The organism is Kitasatospora sp. NPDC043949, assembly GCF_056435365.1.
On sequence record NZ_JBWKEQ010000075.1, the window covers coordinates 13,628 to 29,814 of the forward strand.

General features: G+C 71.0%; 15 protein-coding genes and 2 pseudogenes. 6 read left to right on the top strand and 11 right to left on the bottom strand.

The features are described 5' to 3' along the window. Positions 1-126: 126 nt before the first annotated feature. Positions 127-282: a hypothetical protein gene (locus AC07AL_RS35810; protein WP_478319412.1), complete on the top strand. Its 156-nt coding sequence runs from the start codon at positions 127-129 to the stop codon at positions 280-282. 35 nt (positions 283-317) lie between these two features. Here the strand turns inward: AC07AL_RS35810 and AC07AL_RS35815 are convergent, their stop codons facing one another. The 4 genes from AC07AL_RS35815 to AC07AL_RS35830 all read right to left on the bottom strand — a co-directional run bounded on the left by AC07AL_RS35815 (position 318) and on the right by AC07AL_RS35830 (position 2,309). Continuing rightward, positions 318-956 (bottom strand): GntR family transcriptional regulator, encoded by a 639-nt coding sequence (locus tag AC07AL_RS35815; protein ID WP_363589270.1) that lies wholly within the window; start codon positions 954-956, stop codon positions 318-320. A gap of 102 nt (positions 957-1,058) precedes the next feature. Then, positions 1,059-1,310 (bottom strand): class-II aminoacyl-tRNA synthetase family protein, encoded by a 252-nt coding sequence (locus AC07AL_RS35820; RefSeq protein ID WP_400845406.1) that lies wholly within the window; start codon positions 1,308-1,310, stop codon positions 1,059-1,061. Positions 1,311-1,337: 27 nt separating this feature from the next. Next, complete coding sequence (locus AC07AL_RS35825; protein WP_363589274.1) at positions 1,338-1,748, bottom strand: DUF2637 domain-containing protein; 411 nt, start codon at positions 1,746-1,748, stop codon at positions 1,338-1,340. 321 nt (positions 1,749-2,069) lie between these two features. Next, positions 2,070-2,309 carry a hypothetical protein gene (locus tag AC07AL_RS35830; protein WP_363633339.1) on the bottom strand — a complete coding sequence of 80 codons (240 nt, stop codon included), beginning with the start codon at positions 2,307-2,309 and terminating at the stop codon, positions 2,070-2,072. 727 nt (positions 2,310-3,036) lie between these two features. On the opposite strand from AC07AL_RS35830, the gene AC07AL_RS35835 reads away from it, so the two are divergent. Continuing rightward, the gene (locus tag AC07AL_RS35835; protein WP_478319413.1) at positions 3,037-4,296 is read left to right on the top strand and encodes a terminase gpP N-terminus-related DNA-binding protein; all 1,260 of its coding nucleotides are present in this window, start codon (positions 3,037-3,039) and stop codon (positions 4,294-4,296) included. 386 nt (positions 4,297-4,682) lie between these two features. Here the strand turns inward: AC07AL_RS35835 and AC07AL_RS35840 are convergent, their stop codons facing one another. From AC07AL_RS35840 to AC07AL_RS35850, 3 genes are all read right to left on the bottom strand, one after another. Next, positions 4,683-6,164, bottom strand: a complete 1,482-nt coding sequence (locus AC07AL_RS35840) for an ABC1 kinase family protein (RefSeq protein WP_478319414.1) — start codon at positions 6,162-6,164, stop codon at positions 4,683-4,685. A 133-nt stretch (positions 6,165-6,297) separates the two neighbouring features. Continuing rightward, positions 6,298-6,627 carry a hypothetical protein gene (locus AC07AL_RS35845; RefSeq protein WP_363589716.1) on the bottom strand — a complete coding sequence of 110 codons (330 nt, stop codon included), beginning with the start codon at positions 6,625-6,627 and terminating at the stop codon, positions 6,298-6,300. Then, positions 6,620-6,943 carry a hypothetical protein gene (locus AC07AL_RS35850; protein WP_478319415.1) on the bottom strand — a complete coding sequence of 108 codons (324 nt, stop codon included), beginning with the start codon at positions 6,941-6,943 and terminating at the stop codon, positions 6,620-6,622. The genes AC07AL_RS35845 and AC07AL_RS35850 overlap by 8 nt, the downstream gene beginning before the upstream one ends. A 659-nt stretch (positions 6,944-7,602) precedes the next feature. Between AC07AL_RS35850 and AC07AL_RS35855 the strand changes: the two genes are divergently transcribed. The 4 genes and pseudogenes from AC07AL_RS35855 to AC07AL_RS35870 all read left to right on the top strand — a co-directional run bounded on the left by AC07AL_RS35855 (position 7,603) and on the right by AC07AL_RS35870 (position 11,732). After that, positions 7,603-8,625, top strand: a complete 1,023-nt coding sequence (locus AC07AL_RS35855) for a polyprenyl synthetase family protein (RefSeq protein ID WP_478319416.1) — start codon at positions 7,603-7,605, stop codon at positions 8,623-8,625. Positions 8,626-8,727: 102 nt separating this feature from the next. Next, a pseudogene (locus AC07AL_RS35860) lies at positions 8,728-9,017 on the top strand (flavodoxin-dependent (E)-4-hydroxy-3-methylbut-2-enyl-diphosphate synthase); the annotation flags it as partial. A gap of 155 nt (positions 9,018-9,172) precedes the next feature. Further along, complete coding sequence (locus AC07AL_RS35865; RefSeq protein ID WP_400989879.1) at positions 9,173-10,207, top strand: terpene synthase family protein; 1,035 nt, start codon at positions 9,173-9,175, stop codon at positions 10,205-10,207. 148 nt (positions 10,208-10,355) lie between these two features. After that, the gene (locus tag AC07AL_RS35870) at positions 10,356-11,732 is read left to right on the top strand and encodes a cytochrome P450 (protein WP_363589586.1); all 1,377 of its coding nucleotides are present in this window, start codon (positions 10,356-10,358) and stop codon (positions 11,730-11,732) included. 349 nt (positions 11,733-12,081) lie between these two features. Here AC07AL_RS35870 and AC07AL_RS35875 read toward each other — a convergent pair whose 3' ends face one another. The 4 genes and pseudogenes from AC07AL_RS35875 to AC07AL_RS35890 form a co-directional block, all read right to left on the bottom strand. Then, entirely contained in the window at positions 12,082-13,101 is a 1,020-nt protein-coding gene (locus AC07AL_RS35875; protein ID WP_363589588.1) for a terpene synthase family protein, read from the bottom strand. A gap of 300 nt (positions 13,102-13,401) precedes the next feature. Then, the gene (locus tag AC07AL_RS35880; RefSeq protein WP_478319417.1) at positions 13,402-14,349 is read right to left on the bottom strand and encodes a 4-(cytidine 5'-diphospho)-2-C-methyl-D-erythritol kinase; all 948 of its coding nucleotides are present in this window, start codon (positions 14,347-14,349) and stop codon (positions 13,402-13,404) included. After that, positions 14,346-15,587, bottom strand: coding sequence for a 1-deoxy-D-xylulose-5-phosphate reductoisomerase (gene dxr / locus AC07AL_RS35885; RefSeq protein ID WP_478319418.1), 1,242 nt, complete (start codon positions 15,585-15,587; stop codon positions 14,346-14,348). The genes AC07AL_RS35880 and dxr overlap by 4 nt, the downstream gene beginning before the upstream one ends. Before the next feature lie 55 nt (positions 15,588-15,642). Further along, positions 15,643-16,187, bottom strand: a pseudogene (locus AC07AL_RS35890) (2-oxoacid:ferredoxin oxidoreductase subunit beta); the annotation flags it as partial.

Below are 16,187 nucleotides of genomic sequence, written 5' to 3' on the forward strand. Positions count from 1 at the left end.
CCCACCCCACCCCCTCCCCCCCCTCCCCCCCCCCCCCCCCCCCCCCCCCCCCCCCCCCCCCCCCCCCCCCCCCCCCCCCCCCTCCCCTCCCCCCTCCCCCCCCCCCCCCCCCCGCTCCCCGAAGAGGTGCAGCACTACAGCCAGTTCTCGGCGATCGTCAGCACCCGCACCGCCCGCTCGGCCGGAGCCGCCGCGGCCCGCTCGCTGCTCGCCCACCTGCGCGGGCCGCTCGCCGCCGAGGCCTACACGCGCACCCTGCTCGACCCGGTCACCACGTACTGATCCGGTAACCGGGTCGGTGTTCTCCGGCCCGGTACTCAGTGCTCGCCGGGGGCAGCCGTCTGGATCCGGTCCTTCGCGCTCGCGAGGTGGCGTCGCATCAGTTCGGCCGCCCCTTCCGCATCCCGGCGTCGCAGGGCCTCATAGACCATCCGGTGTTCTCCGGCCGCGTGGGCGGCACTCGTCTGCCCGCGCTTGCTGAACAGCCGGAAACGCTGCACATGCCCGCCGAGCGCGAGCAGCGCCTGTTCGAGGAAGGGGTTGCCGCTCTGCGCGGCGATCAGCCGGTGGAAGGTGTCGTCGGCCGTCCAGTAGTGCTGGAACCCCTCGGTACGGGTGTCCGCGCTGGACGCCGAGTGGTCCAGGTCGTCGACGGCGGCGCGCAGGGTGTCCAGGAACTCCGGCGTGGTCCGCAGTCCGGCCTCCAGGGTGAGCGCGGGTTCGAGCACCAGCCGTGCCTCGAACAGCTTCCCGATCTCCCGCTCGCTCAGCGCGTCGGCGACCCGGTACCCCTTGAGGGCCTCGCGCCGGACCAGACCGGTGTGCTCAAGCCGTGCCAGCGCCTCGCGTAGGGGCGTCTGACTGACGTCGAGCTCACGCGAGAGCGCGCCGATGTTCAACGGCGAACCCGCGACCCGTTCGCCGGCGATGAACTGATCGAGCAGCACCCGGTACATGCGATCGGCAATGGGCTCACGCGTGGAACCAGACCTGGTCGACACAATCCTCCTCGCGGGAATCAGACAGGATGAGGCACGGTGATGTGCAAAGGACACAGATCATATACCGGTATCCCTCCCGGCCGACGGCCTGATCGGCTCGTCCTGGTCGAAGTGCAGGCCCAGCTCGGCGTCCGAGGCGTCGTTCGGGTCCTCCTGGAGCCGGCGCAGCGGGTAGACCTCCTGCGAGGTCTCGCCCTTCGCCACCAGCGCGTCGAGCGACTCCACGGACGGCGTCTCGACCGAGCAGGAGCCGTACCGCTCGAAACCCGCGCGGATGACGTCGAGCCAATGCTGCTCGACGAGCCGCACTTCAGGAAGCCGCTCGGGTCTTGGCTGTCATCGCCGCACCCGTCTTGAGGGGCCCGCCTTGTGAGAGGTGGGGCGTTGCGGTCGTTTTCCGGAGAGGAGTTGACGCACCAACTGGTGCAGCGAAACCACCCCGGTGATCGGTGGCAGGCCTGCGACGATCACATCGGGGATGGTCGGTGAGGCGTCGGCCACGCACAGGCCGGCCGCCGTGGCGGAGAAGGCGACCACCACGACCCACGAGTGCACGGGCCGACGTCCGTCCAGCGCGGCGTGCAGTACCGACAGGCAGCCCACCAGCCACGGCCCGTAGATGACCAGCGGCCACAGGTGAGGAAGTCCGCTCGGCGCTCGATTGAGCGCCAGGTTGCGCAGCGGGTCGTAGGCGAGTAACCAGCCCAGCACGCACACCGCGATGACGGTCATGGTGCTGAGTGCCACGAACAGCGAGCCGAGGACCTGTGACCAGGTGGCCTCAGCGGGGGGCGTGCGCCGTCGGTGTCGGGAGATCGGGCGTCTGGGGTCGGCGCCGGACAGGCCTGGATCGCTGACGGGAGCGCGGGGGTGCGGGACGAAGGGACTCTCCGGGTCCCAGGTGCCCAAGGCTTCGATGGTCGGGTACGTGGGCGAGTCCTCCGGTTCGAACTGGGTGGCGCCACCCTGCGGGGGGAGGAAAGCGGCTCTCGGGTCATACACGGCGCCCTCCATGTCCTTGCCGTCTCCGCCGGGCGACGGTTGCCCGTCCGGCGCGCATCTCGGTCGTCATGCGCCGGTCGGGACCGGCTCCGCGCCACAGCGTCTGGCGAAGTCCTCCTCGAGCTGACGGAGCGTCCGCAGGAAGTCGGCCAGGTAGCTGGAGCAGTGCTGCAGGACGACCCGTTCGCCGTTGCATGACAAGTAGCCGATCCGTACGTCACCCGCCGGGTTCCGCCGATCCGGGACGAAGAACCACTCGCCGAGCCTGGTTGCCGGCTCCTTCGGCAGACGGTGCGGCAGAGTCATTGGTTGGCACATTGAACTCATGCCCCATCAACGAAATGGCTGCCGGGATGCGTATCCGGCATCCGGGCGTCGTTCCATATTCAGCATTCCGGCGCTCTCCGAAAATACCCGGACTGGTTCAGGCCCGGCTGCGTTCCGGGGCCCGCCCGGGCTGTCGCAAATTCCTGTGTTGGTGCAGACGGGCCCCTGGGGGATGTCCAGGCGGTCGAGCGGGCGCGTGAAGGGCCAGTGGGAGGTGTGCCGGCACCAGTGGTGAAGGCGGTGTCGTGGTCGGAGTGGACCCGGTTCTCGATGTTCGACCGGAGCTTTGCCGCGTTCGTGACGGCCTGACCCGCGCCCTTGGTACCGCCGCTACCTGCGGACTCACATGACCGGCCCTTTACTTTCGGTGCCGGAAAATGGATTTCCGGTGAATCCTGATTTCCACCTGCCTCCCGGGTGGCAAATGGTCGGTTCAGTGAGCCGCTGCCCGCCGGCCGATTACCGTGGAATATGGGCGTCGTCCCATATGAGTTTCCGGTGCGGCTCGTCAAACCTCCCCGGAGATGCGGGCCGTGGCGTAATTCATCTCGATGGCGGCGCTCCCTGAAATTCCCCAGGGCGCACGCCCGGCGCTCGATCCTCCCTCTATTCGTTCGGAGTGGTCGTGTAGCATTTGCGGCCGTACGGGGATCGCTCAAATTCGGGCCCCGCCTGCGAGTGAAGTCCAGGTTGTGAGGAGCAGCGGATGCTCACCAAGGAGGAATACGAGAATGTGCGGGACCTGCACCTGCAGGGATGGTCCATCTCGGCCATCGCCCGGCACCTGGGGCATGACCGCAAGACGGTAAGGCTCTACCTCCGCGGGGAGCGGACCGTGGGGATCCGCAGCTCGGCCCAGGACCAGCTCTCCGCTTTCCTCCCGTACTGCCGGCAGCGACTCGCGGACGATCCGCACCTGCCGGCATCCACGCTGTTCGACGAGGTCACGGCGCTGGGCTATCCGGGTGGATATTCGACCTTCACCCGGGCCGTACGCAAGCACCGGGTCCGGCCGGCCTGCGAGTTCTGCGGCTCAGCCGGGTTCGGTGACGGCGGTGTTGCCCCGCGTCCGGCGGACGAGAAGGTCCGGTTCGAGTGGCTGGAGCTTCCCGGGCCACCGGCGGAGTGGGACGGCAGGAGCCCGGCCCGTCTGCTACTGGGCTCGGTCGCCCGGCTGGATCGTTGGCGCGCCGTGATCGTCGAAGGCGGAGAACTCCCGCAGCTCGTCGAGGGGATCGACCAGGTGCTGCGGCGGCTGGGCGGTACCACCGGATGCTGGCGGTTCCGCCGGTCGCCGACCGTGTGGTGCGTGGACACCGGTCGGGTGACGCCGGCCTTCGCGCGGGTGGCCAAGTACTACGGCGTGACGGTCAAGGTCTGCCGGTCCGACCGGGTCAGTGCCATGGACGCGGCCCATCGCGCCACCGTCCAGAACTGGTGGCTCACCGTTCCGGACGGTCGCTCCCTCTGGAGTGCCCAGGAGAGCCTCGACCGGTACGCGTCCGCCCTGGACGGCCGCGGCCGCACGGTCGGCGACCCGGACCAGTCGGCTCCGGCGACGGCTCTGCTGGACCTGCCGGGCACCCCGTACCCGCTCCAGAGCTGCGTCGACCGCACTGTCATGCCGCAGGGCTTGGTGCCCTATCGCGGGAACTTCTACGCGGTCTCGGCCGATCTGGCCGGCGCGGAAGTGCACGTCCGGCGACGCCTCGGGGAATCGTTCCTGTCGATCACCGCCGCGAGCGGAGCGGTCATCGCCTGCTACGCACTGGCGCCGCAGGGTGCTGGGCTGAGGCTGGTCGACCGCGACAGGGCCATCATGTTGGAACGCCCGGTCCGCCCGCCCCGTGTCGAGGCCCCACCCTGCCCGCGTGGCAAGGACCACCTCCCGCTCTCCCCGGCGGCTCGGGCCGAGGCCGAGGCCCTGTACAGGAATGGCTTGGCGCCAAGGCCCCAAAGGTCCTGACGAAGCCAGGTCGACCACGCCCCGGAAGCCCGCCCCGGCACCGATCGGCGTTGCACCTGCACCCTCGCCGCCCTCGCCCGGCCGCGTGACCGTGCCGGAAGTGACCTCCTCGGACCGCAAGCCGGTCTGGCCGGCTCCGGGAGGCGAGCCTCCCGGGCGGCGCCCCGGATCGAGAAGCGGCGGCCGGGCGCTACCCGGCCTGCCCTGGAACCGCGCGGGATCGTCAGGATTCCGGCGTACGACACCTGCGCAGCGGCGAGAGCGCCGTCGTCCCACTGGCGGCGCTTCCGTGTTCGGTCGTGCGGCAGAGCCGGTGACGGTGGAGGTCTGGCCGGGGTCGTGCTCCGCATCCGGACGTGTCGGAGGTGCCGTGGTCGGGAGCGGGGTCATCTTCTGTGTCTGGCGGCCCAGATGATGGCGGCGGCGAGGATGAGTGCGGCGTGGGTGTGGCTGTGGTCCGGCCGGTCCGTGGTGTTGGTGATGCTCAGGGTGAGGTCGTTGTCGGCGAGGTTGCGCAGGATGCCGCGTCCCTGTTGGAGGGTGCCGGGGGCGGCGATGATGAGTTCGAGGGCGGTGCGGGCGGCTTGCTGTTCGGAGAGGGTCTCGCGGGTGAGGCCGAAGATGATGGTGCGCAGGTTGTCGGCGAAGACGTCGGTGATGGAGAGTTCGGGGCAGAGGTGGCGGATGGATCCTTCGAGGTTGGCGAAGGATTTGCCGAGGAGGGCGATGACGGGGCTGGAGCGGATGCCGCGGCGGGTGGCGCAGACGAGGACGGCGGTGAGGGTGACACCGAAGTCGAGATCGTCCAGGGATGCGGAGGTGACTTTCGGGACGAGGGCGCTCATGTCGGTGCGGAATCCGGCGAGGTCGGCCCAGGGGGTGGGGTTGCCCATCTCGGCCCAGGTCCGTGCCAGGCCGGGGCCGTCGCCTGCGGCGGCATTGAGCAGGACGAGGACGAGGCTTCGGCTGATGGTGGCATCGATGCGGCCGACCATGCCCCAGTCGATCAGGTGGGCGGGGTGGCCGGGGGCGACGAACAGGTTGCCGGGGTGGGGGTCGGCGTGGAAGTAGCGGTCGAGGAAGTACCCGCGGTACATGAACGCCATCAGGTCCCGGGCGATGCCGGTGCGCTCGTCGGCGGTGAACGCGGCGGGGTCGGCGTCGCGTACGGACGTGCCGGGGGCCAGCGACTGCACCAGGACCCGCCGGGTGGGGGTGAGGAGGACCCGTGGGACGGTGAGGTGCTTGAACTCGGCGGTCAAGCCGAGGGCGTGGCGCATGTTGGCGGCCTCCCGACGGAAGTCGCTCTCGTCCCGCATGGCGTCGAAGAGCACGCCGAGCATGGCCGGCACGTCGACGACCGCGGTGAAGCGGGGCGCTGCCCGGACGACCAGACGCGCCGCGCGGCGCAGAACGGCCATGTCCTGGGCCATGACCTGGGCGACACCGGGGCGCTGAATCTTCACCGCCGCCGCCGTGCCGTCCGCCAGATCGGCGCGGTAGACCTGGGCCAGCGACGCTGCGCCGAGCGGCGTTTCGGTGTCGATGTCGCGGAACAGGCGCGGCCAGCGGGGGCCGAACTCGGCGGCCAGGACGGGCTCGAAGACGTCGAAGGGGAGCGGGGTGACCTGGTCGTGGAGCAGGCGGAGTTCCTCGATCATCGCCTCGGGCACGAAGTCGGGGCGGGTGGAGAGGATCTGGCCGACCTTGATGTAGAAGGGGCCCAGCGACTGCAAGGCCTCCCGCACCGCCCGCGCCCGCCCGCTCTCCTCCTCGTGCTTCCCGCTGCCCTTGCGCCCGGGGCGCCGCAACTCGTCGGCGAGCAGACGCCCCAGGACCCCCGAGACGTAGAGCGCACGAGCGGACACACAGCCTCCAGAGACAGGGCGGCCACGTACGGGCCGATACCGGGAACAGCGCGTCGAGCAAGGAGAGAGCCGCGTTGCCCCGGCTTTCCCCCCGGTTGCCCGGTGCCGTTTCGTCTGTCTCTTGTCCGGTGTCCTACGTGGTCCGGCCGGTCGGGAGGCCGTCGCGGACGGCGGCGGACAACAGTTCCGCTGCGCCCGCTGTCGGCCCGGGCACGAGTGTGGCGAGGAGTGCCTGGACGAGGACCTGGTAGGTGCACTCGCCGCCGCTGCTGTCCCGGGCCCGGAACCGGAGACCGCTGCGCACGTCGTCGGCCAGCTCGGCCAGGGAGACCGGCCGGTAGGTGAGCGCGTCCACCAGCAGCCCGTTCTCTGCCCGGACCAGCTGGCGTTCCACCTCCGCGTCGGTCGGCGGGCCGGACACACCGGCACTGCCGACCCCGTTGTGGTTCTTCGGGTCAGTCATGTGTCGGCGAAGCCTTGGACAGGCGGGCGAGCTCTTCCCGCAGGGCGGCCAGTTCCGCCCGCAGGCCCGCCAGCTCCGCCCCTTCGTCTCTCTCGCCCCCGCCGCCCGCAGGGCGACGAGGGGTGTCATCGGAGGGCTTGCCTCCCGTGTTCTCCTTCAACAGGTCGTTCTCCTCCAGCAGGTCGATGATGGCGTCACGGAGGTTGCACTCCAGCTCCGCCGCGCGCTCGATGAGTTCGTCGGCGATCTCTTTGGCGTCGTCGACGATGGTGCGCAGGGACCGGATGATGCCGCGTCGCGGCCGGGACTCACTCATGAGGGGGTGTTCCTCACTGCTGGGGTGTGAGCACGCGAGAAGGCCTGACCGCCCGCGATCCTCCGGGTCGGTGGCCGAAGGTTCGGACGGAAAGCGTTCAGTTCTCTGAGTGCACGCCAGTACGCACCTCGGTGGCAACCCCGCGTGCGGGGGGCTCGGGAGGCATCGTGTTCCGGCTGCCGGCGCAGAGCGCGCCGTACACGCGCCCGCTGCCCCGGCCGCGACCGTTTCCCGCCGCCCCGACACCCGTGGGAAGTCCGCGGGATCGGGTGGTAACGCGAAGACGGGAACGGGGCCGCCGGGTCGGCCGCGCGACGGTCGACACGGGGCCGCGCCGGACCCAGGCGCGCGCCGTCGGCCCCAAATGCCTTCCCCGCCAGGGATGTTCATGGAGGGGATGGCCCGTCTCATGGTTCCGGCGGCCACCGACCTGTGGTGCGACGGGTGTAGGCGTGGGGGCCGGGACGAGGGCGCGAGCCGGAGCCGGCCGTGCTCCGATGTTCGGGCCGCACGCCGTACCGGGGCAGCTGTGGATCTGTTGGCATAGGGACCATCGCGCTGAACGCTTACGAAAGCGGCCGGCAAGGACCCGTCGTGCCCGGCCGGACCCGCCGCCTCCCGCCCGATCCTGACGCACTGCCACTCGAAGGCGAGGCCCGGTGTCCGACGAACCCCGCGACTGCGAACGCATCCTGGCACACAGCGCGGACACCGTCAGGCCGTTGATCCGCACCCAGGTCAACCGCCTGCCCGCGCACATCCGTCACCTCGCCGGGCTGCACTTCGGCTGGTGGACCGACGACCGCGTCCACCTCGACCACCAGGGCGACGGCAAGGCCCTGCGCCCGGCCCTCACCCTCCTGGCCTGCCGGGCCGTCGGCGGCGACCCGGCAGCGGCCCGTCCCGGGGCCGTGGCCGTGGAACTCGTCCACAACGCCAGCCTGCTGCACGACGACATCATCGACCACGACCGGATGCGCCGCCACCGACCCGCCCTGTGGGCGGCCAAGGGGATCCCGGCGGCGATCCTCGCCGGCGACGCCCTGTTCTTCGCCGCCGTCCGGGCCCTGGCCGAGGCCCCCCGCGCGGAACAGACGATCCCCGTCCTCCTGGAGAGCGTCCAACTGCTGATCGAGGGCGAGTACCTCGACATCCTCCTGGAGACCGGTACCGACGTCAGCGAGGACCGGGCCCTGGCGGTGGCGGCGGGCAAGACCGGCGAACTCTTCGCCGCCGCCTGCGCGCTGGGCGCCATCGCCGGCGGCGCCGACCCGCAGCGCGCCGCCCACCTGCGGGCCTTCGGCCGACACCTGGGCATCGCCTTCCAGTGCATCGACGACCTGCTCGGCATCTGGGGCGACGAGCAGGCCACCGGCAAACCCGCGCTGTCCGACCTGCGACGGCGCAAGGTCTCCCTGCCGGTGGCTGCCGCCATGGCCGGACACACCCCGCAGGCCGAAGCCCTGCGCGGCCTCTACCGCCAGAGCACCCCGCCAGGCGACGAGGAGTGCCGCCACGCGGCCAAGCTGATCGAGCAGACCGGCGCCAGGGACTGGACCCTGTACCGGGCCCGCCGCCACAGCGCCGACGCCCACGAGCACCTCGCCCTGGCCCGGCCCACGCCCGCGGCGGCCGCCGAGCTCGCCACCCTGGCCGAGATGATCAGCCGCCGCGACCACTGACCCGCGAACTCCCCGCCCCACCGGCCGGAACACCCCGAGCACCACCAAGGCCGCCCCCGACTCCCTCGCCGGCACCACCCTCCCGAGCCCGCAGGAGCGACCATGGCCTCGACCGATCTGGGGCTTCCCCAACCGCCCCGCGCACCCCAACACGCCGCCACTGCCGGAAGATCCACGTCGGCACCGTCCCCGTGGGCGGCGACGCACCCATCTCCGTCCAGACCATGACCACCACCCCGACCGCCGACGTCGACGCCACGCTCCGGCAGATCGCCGAGATCACCGCCGCCGGCTGCGCCGCGGTGCGCGTCAACCCCGGCAACATCCGCAAGTTCGACGACAAGGTCCGCGAGATCGCCCACGCCGCCCAGGCAGTGAACGTGCCGATCCGCACCGTCCCCGAGAACCGGATCGTCGAAGCCCTCCTCGACGAGGCCCTCAGCCTGACCGGGGGAAGCCGGCGACCGACCCACTGAACCCCTCGGGCCGGCCCCTCACCACCGCCACCGTCCGCACGTTCCGCATGTTCCGCAGCAAAGGGGTACCCATGACCGGGACATCCGCGCACAGTTCCTCCGCGGCGTTCAGGCTGCCGCCGCTCTACTGTCCGCTGGAGCCGTCCTCGCACCCGGAAGCCGACGTGATCGACAAGCGGGCGGCGCAGTGGATGAACCACTGCCCCATCCCGCAGGACCCGGCCGAGCGGGCCGCGGCCTTCGTGGCCAACAGCAGTCCCCAGGGACACGCCGAACGCCTGGAAGCCACCGGCCGCTGGTACTTCTACGCCTTCGCCCTGGACGACTGGTTCGAAGCCTGCCCGTCCCTGCACGACGTCATCGACGTGTGCGGCGCGATGCAGCGGGCGTTGGAGGCTCCGGACACGGCCCTGCTGGACACCCCGTTCATGCCCGCCTACCTCGACATCGTCCGCACCTTCCGGGACTTCGCCACACCGCTGCAGTACAACCGTCTCACCGCCGGTTACCGCATCTACCACCAGTGCATCCCCTGGGAGGCGAGCTACCGGCTGCGGGACCACCTGCCCGACCTCAACACCCAACTGGTCCTGCGCCTGGGCGTGTCCGGGTTCGAGGCCTTCTTCGCCATGATCGAGGTCTGCAACGCCCAGGAGATGCCCGCACGGGAGTACGACGACCCCGCCCTGCGGGCCCTGCGGGAGATCGTCGGCCTGCTCCTGCTGTGGATCAACGACCTCTCCTCCTTCGCCAAGGACGCCCGCGCCGTGGACGGACAGAACAACCTCGTCATCGGCCTCATGAACGAACTGGGCTGCACCCAGGCCCAGGCCGTCGTCCAGGCCATCACCATCTGGAACCGCAGCATGGCCCTCTTCCTCGGGCTGCGCGACCAACTGGCCGCCCACGCAAGCCCGCAGCTGCGGCACTTCCTCACCGACCTCGGCAACATGGTCGCCAACGTCGTCCACTGGCACCGCGACAACCCGCGCTACGCGATGGCCGCCCCCGCCCTGGAGGTCACCGCCAGCCCGCCGCCCGGACTCGACCCCGCCCCGCTGAGCTACCCCTCCATCGCCTGGTGGTGGCAGCACCTCACCCCGTGAACCCCGTCGCCCCACACCCAGGACACCTCGCACGGTGCCGGGCCGCTCCCGCTCGCCACGCCTGCTCCTCTAGGAGTCCCGCATGAACCCGGAACCCTCCCGCCAGACACCGCCTCCGCAGGGCGGTGGACCCCGCAGTCTGACGCAGGTGCCCACGCTGCCCGGGCGCGTACCCCTGATCGGCCATCTGCTGCAGCTGTGGCTCGATCCGCTGGCGTTCCTGCAGTCGGTGGAGCACGCCGGGGACATCGTGCGGGTCGACCTGGGCTGCCTGCCCGTGTACTTCCTCACCACCCCGGACCTCGTCCACCAGGCCCTGGTGACCCACGCCCGGGTGTTCGGCAAGGGCAGGTTCTTCGAGCGGGCCCGCGCTGCCCTCGGCGACGGGCTGGCGACGACCGACAGCGAGGTGAACGCCCGCCAGCGGCGACTGGTGCAACCCGCGCTTCACCGCACGCGCATCACGGCGGTCTACGCCCAGGTCATGGAACGGCGTGCGCGGTCCTTGGCGATGTCCTGGCAGCCGGACGAGATCGTCAGGGTGGACCGGGCGATGCACGAGCTGACCGCGGGGATCGTGGCCGAGTCGCTCTTCTCCTCCGGGCTCAGCCAGGCCGCGCTCGATGAGGTGTGGCGGTCCCTGCAAGTCCTGTCACGGGGTGTGGTCGTGCGGGCGGTCGCCCCCGCGGTCCTCGACCGGCTTCCGATCCCGCTCAACAGCGGGTTCAGCGACGCAGGCGTCCGCCTGCGCCGGATCATCGACGAGGTGATCCGGCACGCGCGTACCGACGGGGCCGGCCGTGACGACCTGCTGACGAAGCTGCTGGAGGCCCGGGACACCGAGACGGGCGAAGCCATGACCGATGCGGAGATCCGCGACCAGCTCATCACACTGCTGCTCGCGGGAACCGAGACCACGGCCACCACGCTGGCGTGGGTCTTCCACGAACTGGCCCGGCACCCCGACATCGAAGCGCGCGTCCAGGCCGAAGTGGACGAAGTGGTCGGTACCGGGCCGGTCAACGTCGCCGACCTGCATCGCCTCGAGTACCTGGACCGGGTGCTGCAGGAGGTCACCCGCCTGTACGCGCTCGTACTGATCACCCGAAAGGCCACCTCGACGGTCACGCTCGGCGGCGTCACGTTCCCCGCCGGAACCGAGGTCGCGTACAGCCAGTACGCCCTGCACCGCGATCCGCGGACGTACCCGGACCCGGAGCGGTTCGATCCCGACCGATGGCTCCCCGGCCGATCGCGGCAGGGAACGCCCTTCCCCTTCGGCAAGGGGAAGTACAAATGCCCGGGCGAAGCGTTCGCATGGGCCGAGATGCTCATCTCGGTGGCGACGGTCACCGCCCGTTGGCGGCTCGTTCCGGCACCGGGCTCCACGGTCAAGCCGGTCCTGGCCGAAATGCCCCGGCCGAACGCACTGCCGATGATCGCCGTCCCCCGGCTGACCGTTCCGCGGACGCCACAACCCGGGACGGGTGAACCTACGGCCCGTGAGCAATCCGACCGGCCGTGATCGTCCGCGAACCGGCCTCCGTGGCGCTGGCGCCCCACCGCCGTCCCGCCCCGCTCAGCGGTCTGATCGAGAAAGGCCCCCGATGACGATGCGCGGGTCCTCGCAACCGACAGCCTCCGACTCGGTACACCGCCCAGGTCCTGCCGGGGGCCCTGCGGCGGGGTGGGGGCCAGCTGGTCGATGTCGGGGACGGCGGATGTCACCGGGGGTTCCCCTTTCCCGGGAGCGGTAGGCCGTAGTCGGGTCGGCGTCGGGGAACACCATCGGATCGGCCGCTGACCTGTCGAGGGGGTTCCGGTACGGCTTGGCATGATGGACGTGTCGTCAGTCTGGCCAGTTTCTTCCCTGGTCAGGCTTCGGCAGGGTCGGGGTTGAGCTCCGGGACGGGGATGTCGACGGGGCCGGTCGGGGTGTCGTAGCGTCCGGTTTCCAGCTGCCAGGCCAGGCCACCGCCGATGCAGTGGTACGCCGCTTCCAGCCAGCGCCAGGCAATGCCCTGCTCGGACCGGGACAGCTGGAGTTCGTCCATGATGGCCGGGAGCCGGTGCTGGACGGCGAGGGCGTCCCGGCACACGGCTTGGTACAGGGCGTGGGTCCGGTCCACCGCCTCCTGCATGTCGTGGGTCTCATGCCAGTAGAAGACGTAGACCAGGTTGTTCACCGGGTGGAATTGGGTTTCCATGGCCAGCGAGTTCATTTCGTTGGACCACGCGATGATGTTGCTCAGGTCGGTGGTGAGCTGATCGATCTCCTTGTGCCTGATGAACCGCTCGGGCGGCGTGGCCCGGACCGCGTACTCGACGAGGTCGACGGTCATCTTCATGCCGGAGGTCCACAGCCGATTGGACGTGAACTCCGCGAGGCCGGGGATGCGGTCCTCGATGCGCAGGCCGGTCTCCCACAGGTAGCCGTGGAGCCAGAGATCGCAGTGCTCGATGAAGCTGTCGCACCAGGGTGCCGGCATTGCGGCGAAGAGCTCGCCACGCAGGTGGTAGAGCGTCCAGTTGCGCAGGTCCGAGTGCTCAGGCCGGCGTCCCCGGAAGACTTCGCGGGTGGCCTCGATGGTGCGTCGGGTGCCGGGCAGGTCATGGCCGAGCGGGCCGTTGAACTGGTCGTCGTAGTAGAAGTACCACCACATCCAGCGGTTGAGGTGCTCGCAGTCCTCCAGGCCTGAGGCGGGGTACTCCAGTGAGGTGAGACGGCCGCTGTTGAGACCGTGATGGTAGGACTCGATGGTGGAGTCGTCGATTCCCATCTGCCTCGCCCAGGGCTCCTCGCTTCGGATCACCATGTGCTCGAAGGGGGCCGGGCGAACCGGCAGGGGTATCTCGTAGGTCGGAAGAGTGACGGTGACTCGTTGCTTCCACATGGTGCGGCTTCACTCCTGTCGCGGATCGTGGTGTGGTGCGTGGGTCGATGGGCGGAGGCCGCTGTGCGCCGGCCCCGCGCTCGCGGCGAGCCGGCCCTTCTCTGCGCCGGTTCGGTGCGTGGCCCTCGCCGTGGCCTGGCGGCTTCGGTACGGGTGTGCCCGGGCCAGGCGGGTTTCCTCGTCACGGCCCGTGCGGGTTCGCGCACCCGACGGGCCGGGCGCGGCCGTCGTGTGTCCGGTAAGCCCCGGCGAACTCCCTCGATGGCACCTTTCTTCGCCGCGAGGCTGTTGAATCCCAGCTCAGCGGGTGGTGATGTGCGCGCCCGGGGCGGGGCCGCTGACGGTGCGGACGCGGCGGACGGCCTTGGAGGTGGCGAGGGCGCGGGCCACGGACTTTGCCGTGTGGGCGTCCGCGGCCAGGAAGGCACAGGTGGGGCCGGAGCCGGAGACGATCGAACCCAGGGCGCCTGCGGTCCTTCCGGTGTGGAGGGTGGCGGCCAGCGCGGGGTGGAGGGAGAGGGCTGCTGGTTGGAGGTCGTTGACGAGCGCTGCGCCGAGTGCGGTGGCATCGCCGGTCTTCAACGCGGCGAGCAGGGCCGGATCGGCGGGAGGTTGCGGGCTGGGGTGGGCGTCGGCGGGGCGCAGGGTGTGGAGGCGGTCGTGTTCCGCGTAGACGGCCGGGGTGGCGAGTTCTCCGTGGGCGAGGGCGAGGACCCAGTGGAGGGGGCCGGTGACGGGCAGGTCGGTGAGGATCTCGCCGCGGCCCCGGCCGAGGGCGGCGTGGCCCAGGAGGGCGAAGGGTACGTCGCTGCCCAGTTCGGTGGCGAGGGCGTGGAGTTGGGCAGGGGTAGCCCGGGTGTTCCACAGGGCGTTGCAGGCGAGGAGGGTGGCGGCGGCGTCGGCGCTGCCGCCGGCCATGCCTCCGGCGACGGGGATCCGCTTGGTGACGTGCAGGGCCACTCCGGCGTCGGTCCCGTGGTGTTCGCGGAGGAGCTGTGCGGCGCGTACGGCGAGGTTGGTGGCGTCCGTCGGCACCCGTTGTGCGTCGGTGCCAATGACGGTGACGGTGGTTCGCCCGGTGGCGGCGAGTGTGGCCGTGACGGTGTCGTGGAGTGCGACGGCGAGGAACACGGTGGTGAGTGCGTGGTAGCCGTCAGGGCGGCGGGCGCCTACGGAGAGCTGGACGTTGATCTTCCCCGGCGCCGTCGCGGTGACGCTACGGGGCGTTGGAGGCGTGGCCGTGTTCATGTGGTCGACAGCTCTCTGGCCTGAGTGCGGGCCCAGGTCTCGGCCTTGCGGACGTCCGCCAGGGTGAGGGCGGCGCTGGGGACGGGGCGGGAGGTGGCGTGCAGGACGCGGCGGACGGTGTCCACGATCGCGGTGAACGGGATGCGGCCGGTCAGGAAGAGACGGACGCATTCCTCGTTCGCGGCGTTGAGGACGGCCGGGGCGAGGCCGCCTTCGTCGCCTGCCTGACGGGCGAGGGAGACGGCGGGGAAGGTCTCGGTGTCCAGCGGGAAGAACTCCCAGGTGGCAGCGGTGGACCAGTCGCCGGCGGGTGCGGCGTCGCGGATCCGGTCGGGCCAGCCCAGGCCGAGCGCGAGCGGGATGCGCATGTCGGGCGGGCTGGCCTGGGCCAGGGTGGAGCCGTCGGCGTACTCGACCATGGAGTGCACGACGGACTGCGGGTGGACGACGACGGCGATGCGCGACAGCGGCACGTCGAAGAGGAGGTGGGCCTCGATGACTTCGAGGCCCTTGTTCATGAGGGTCGCGGAGTTGACGGTGACCAGCGGGCCCATGTTCCAGGTGGGGTGGGCGAGGGCCTGGTCGACCGTCACCCGGTCGAGTCGGCTCCGGGTGTAGCCGCGGAAGGGACCGCCGCTGGCGGTCAGGATGAGTCGGCGCACCTCGCGGCGCTGGCCGCCGCGCAGGCACTGGAGCAGTGCGGAGTGCTCGGAGTCCACGGGGATCACCTGGCCGGGTCGGGCGAGTCTTCGGACGAGGGGGCCGCCGGCGATCAGGGACTCCTTGTTGGCCAGGACGAGTCGTGCCCCGGATTCCAGGGCGGCCAGGGTGGGGGCGAGTCCGATCGAGCCGCTGATGCCGTTCAGGACGCGGTGGCAGCCGATGGCCGCGACCTGGGTGGCGGCCTCCGGTCCGGCCAGGACGCGGGGCAGCCGCCGTCCGTTCGCCTGGGACTTCAGGGCCAGGCGCAGGGCCGGTGCGGCCTCGCGCCGGGAGGTGGCCACGGTCTCGACACCGAGGTCGAGGGCCTGTTGGGCCAGCAGTGGCAGGTTGCGCGTGCCCGCGGCCAGTGCCACGGCGCGTAGGCGGTCGGGGTTGCGGCGGATCACGTCGACGGCCTGGGTGCCGATCGAGCCGGTGGATCCCAGGACGGCTACGTCCCGTCGCCCCAGCGGCGGATCACCGGGGAGGTGGATGTCGGCGATGGCCATGGGGGCGTGGGTCCCGGGGACTGCCATGGGTCTTCGTCCTGTCTGTTCGTGCTGTGCCGGGGTGATCGGGTGTGCTCGGTCGTCAGACGACGGTCCAGGAATCGGTTCCGGTGAGCAGCGTGGTGAGGCGCCCGGCTCCCGTCCGCTGCGTAGCAATAGCGAGTTGACGCTCCATCAGTTCGTTGTAGACGGGTCGGTGGACGTCGCGCAGGACGCCGATCGGGGTGTGGTGGAGGGTGTCGGCGTCGGCGATCCGGGAGAGCGCGAAGGCGGTGGCCGGGTTGGCCGCGTGGGCGTCGTGGACCAGGACCCGCGCCTCGTTGTCCGCGGTCACCGGCGCGGTGAACAGCTCGCCGTCCGGGCCGCGGAACACGCCGCCGGCCAGGTCCGCGCCGAAGCGGATCGGCTGCCCGTGCTCCAGCCGGATCAGCGCCTCGTCCCGGGTGCCGGGCTGCTTCAGGGCCTCGAACGCGCCGTCGTTGAAGATGTTGCAGTTCTGGTAGATCTCCACCAGCGCCGTGCCCTCGTGCGAGGCCGCCGCCCGCAGCACCGACTGCAGGTGCTGGCGGTCCGAGTCGATCGTGCGGGCGACGAAGGTCGCCTCGGCGCCGATCGCCAGCGAGAGCG

Coding starts and splice junctions, on each gene's coding strand:
- AC07AL_RS35815 (WP_363589270.1), bottom strand. CDS start 956: ATGTACCGGGTGCTGCTCGATCAGTTCATCGCCGGCGAACGGGTCGCG.
- AC07AL_RS35830 (WP_363633339.1), bottom strand. CDS start 2,309: ATGACTCTGCCGCACCGTCTGCCGAAGGAGCCGGCAACCAGGCTCGGC.
- AC07AL_RS35835 (WP_478319413.1), top strand. CDS start 3,037: ATGCTCACCAAGGAGGAATACGAGAATGTGCGGGACCTGCACCTGCAG.
- AC07AL_RS35845 (WP_363589716.1), bottom strand. CDS start 6,627: ATGACTGACCCGAAGAACCACAACGGGGTCGGCAGTGCCGGTGTGTCC.
- AC07AL_RS35850 (WP_478319415.1), bottom strand. CDS start 6,943: ATGAGTGAGTCCCGGCCGCGACGCGGCATCATCCGGTCCCTGCGCACC.
- AC07AL_RS35865 (WP_400989879.1), top strand. CDS start 9,173: ATGACCGGGACATCCGCGCACAGTTCCTCCGCGGCGTTCAGGCTGCCG.
- AC07AL_RS35875 (WP_363589588.1), bottom strand. CDS start 13,101: ATGTGGAAGCAACGAGTCACCGTCACTCTTCCGACCTACGAGATACCC.
- AC07AL_RS35880 (WP_478319417.1), bottom strand. CDS start 14,349: ATGAACACGGCCACGCCTCCAACGCCCCGTAGCGTCACCGCGACGGCG.
- dxr (WP_478319418.1), bottom strand. CDS start 15,587: ATGGCAGTCCCCGGGACCCACGCCCCCATGGCCATCGCCGACATCCAC.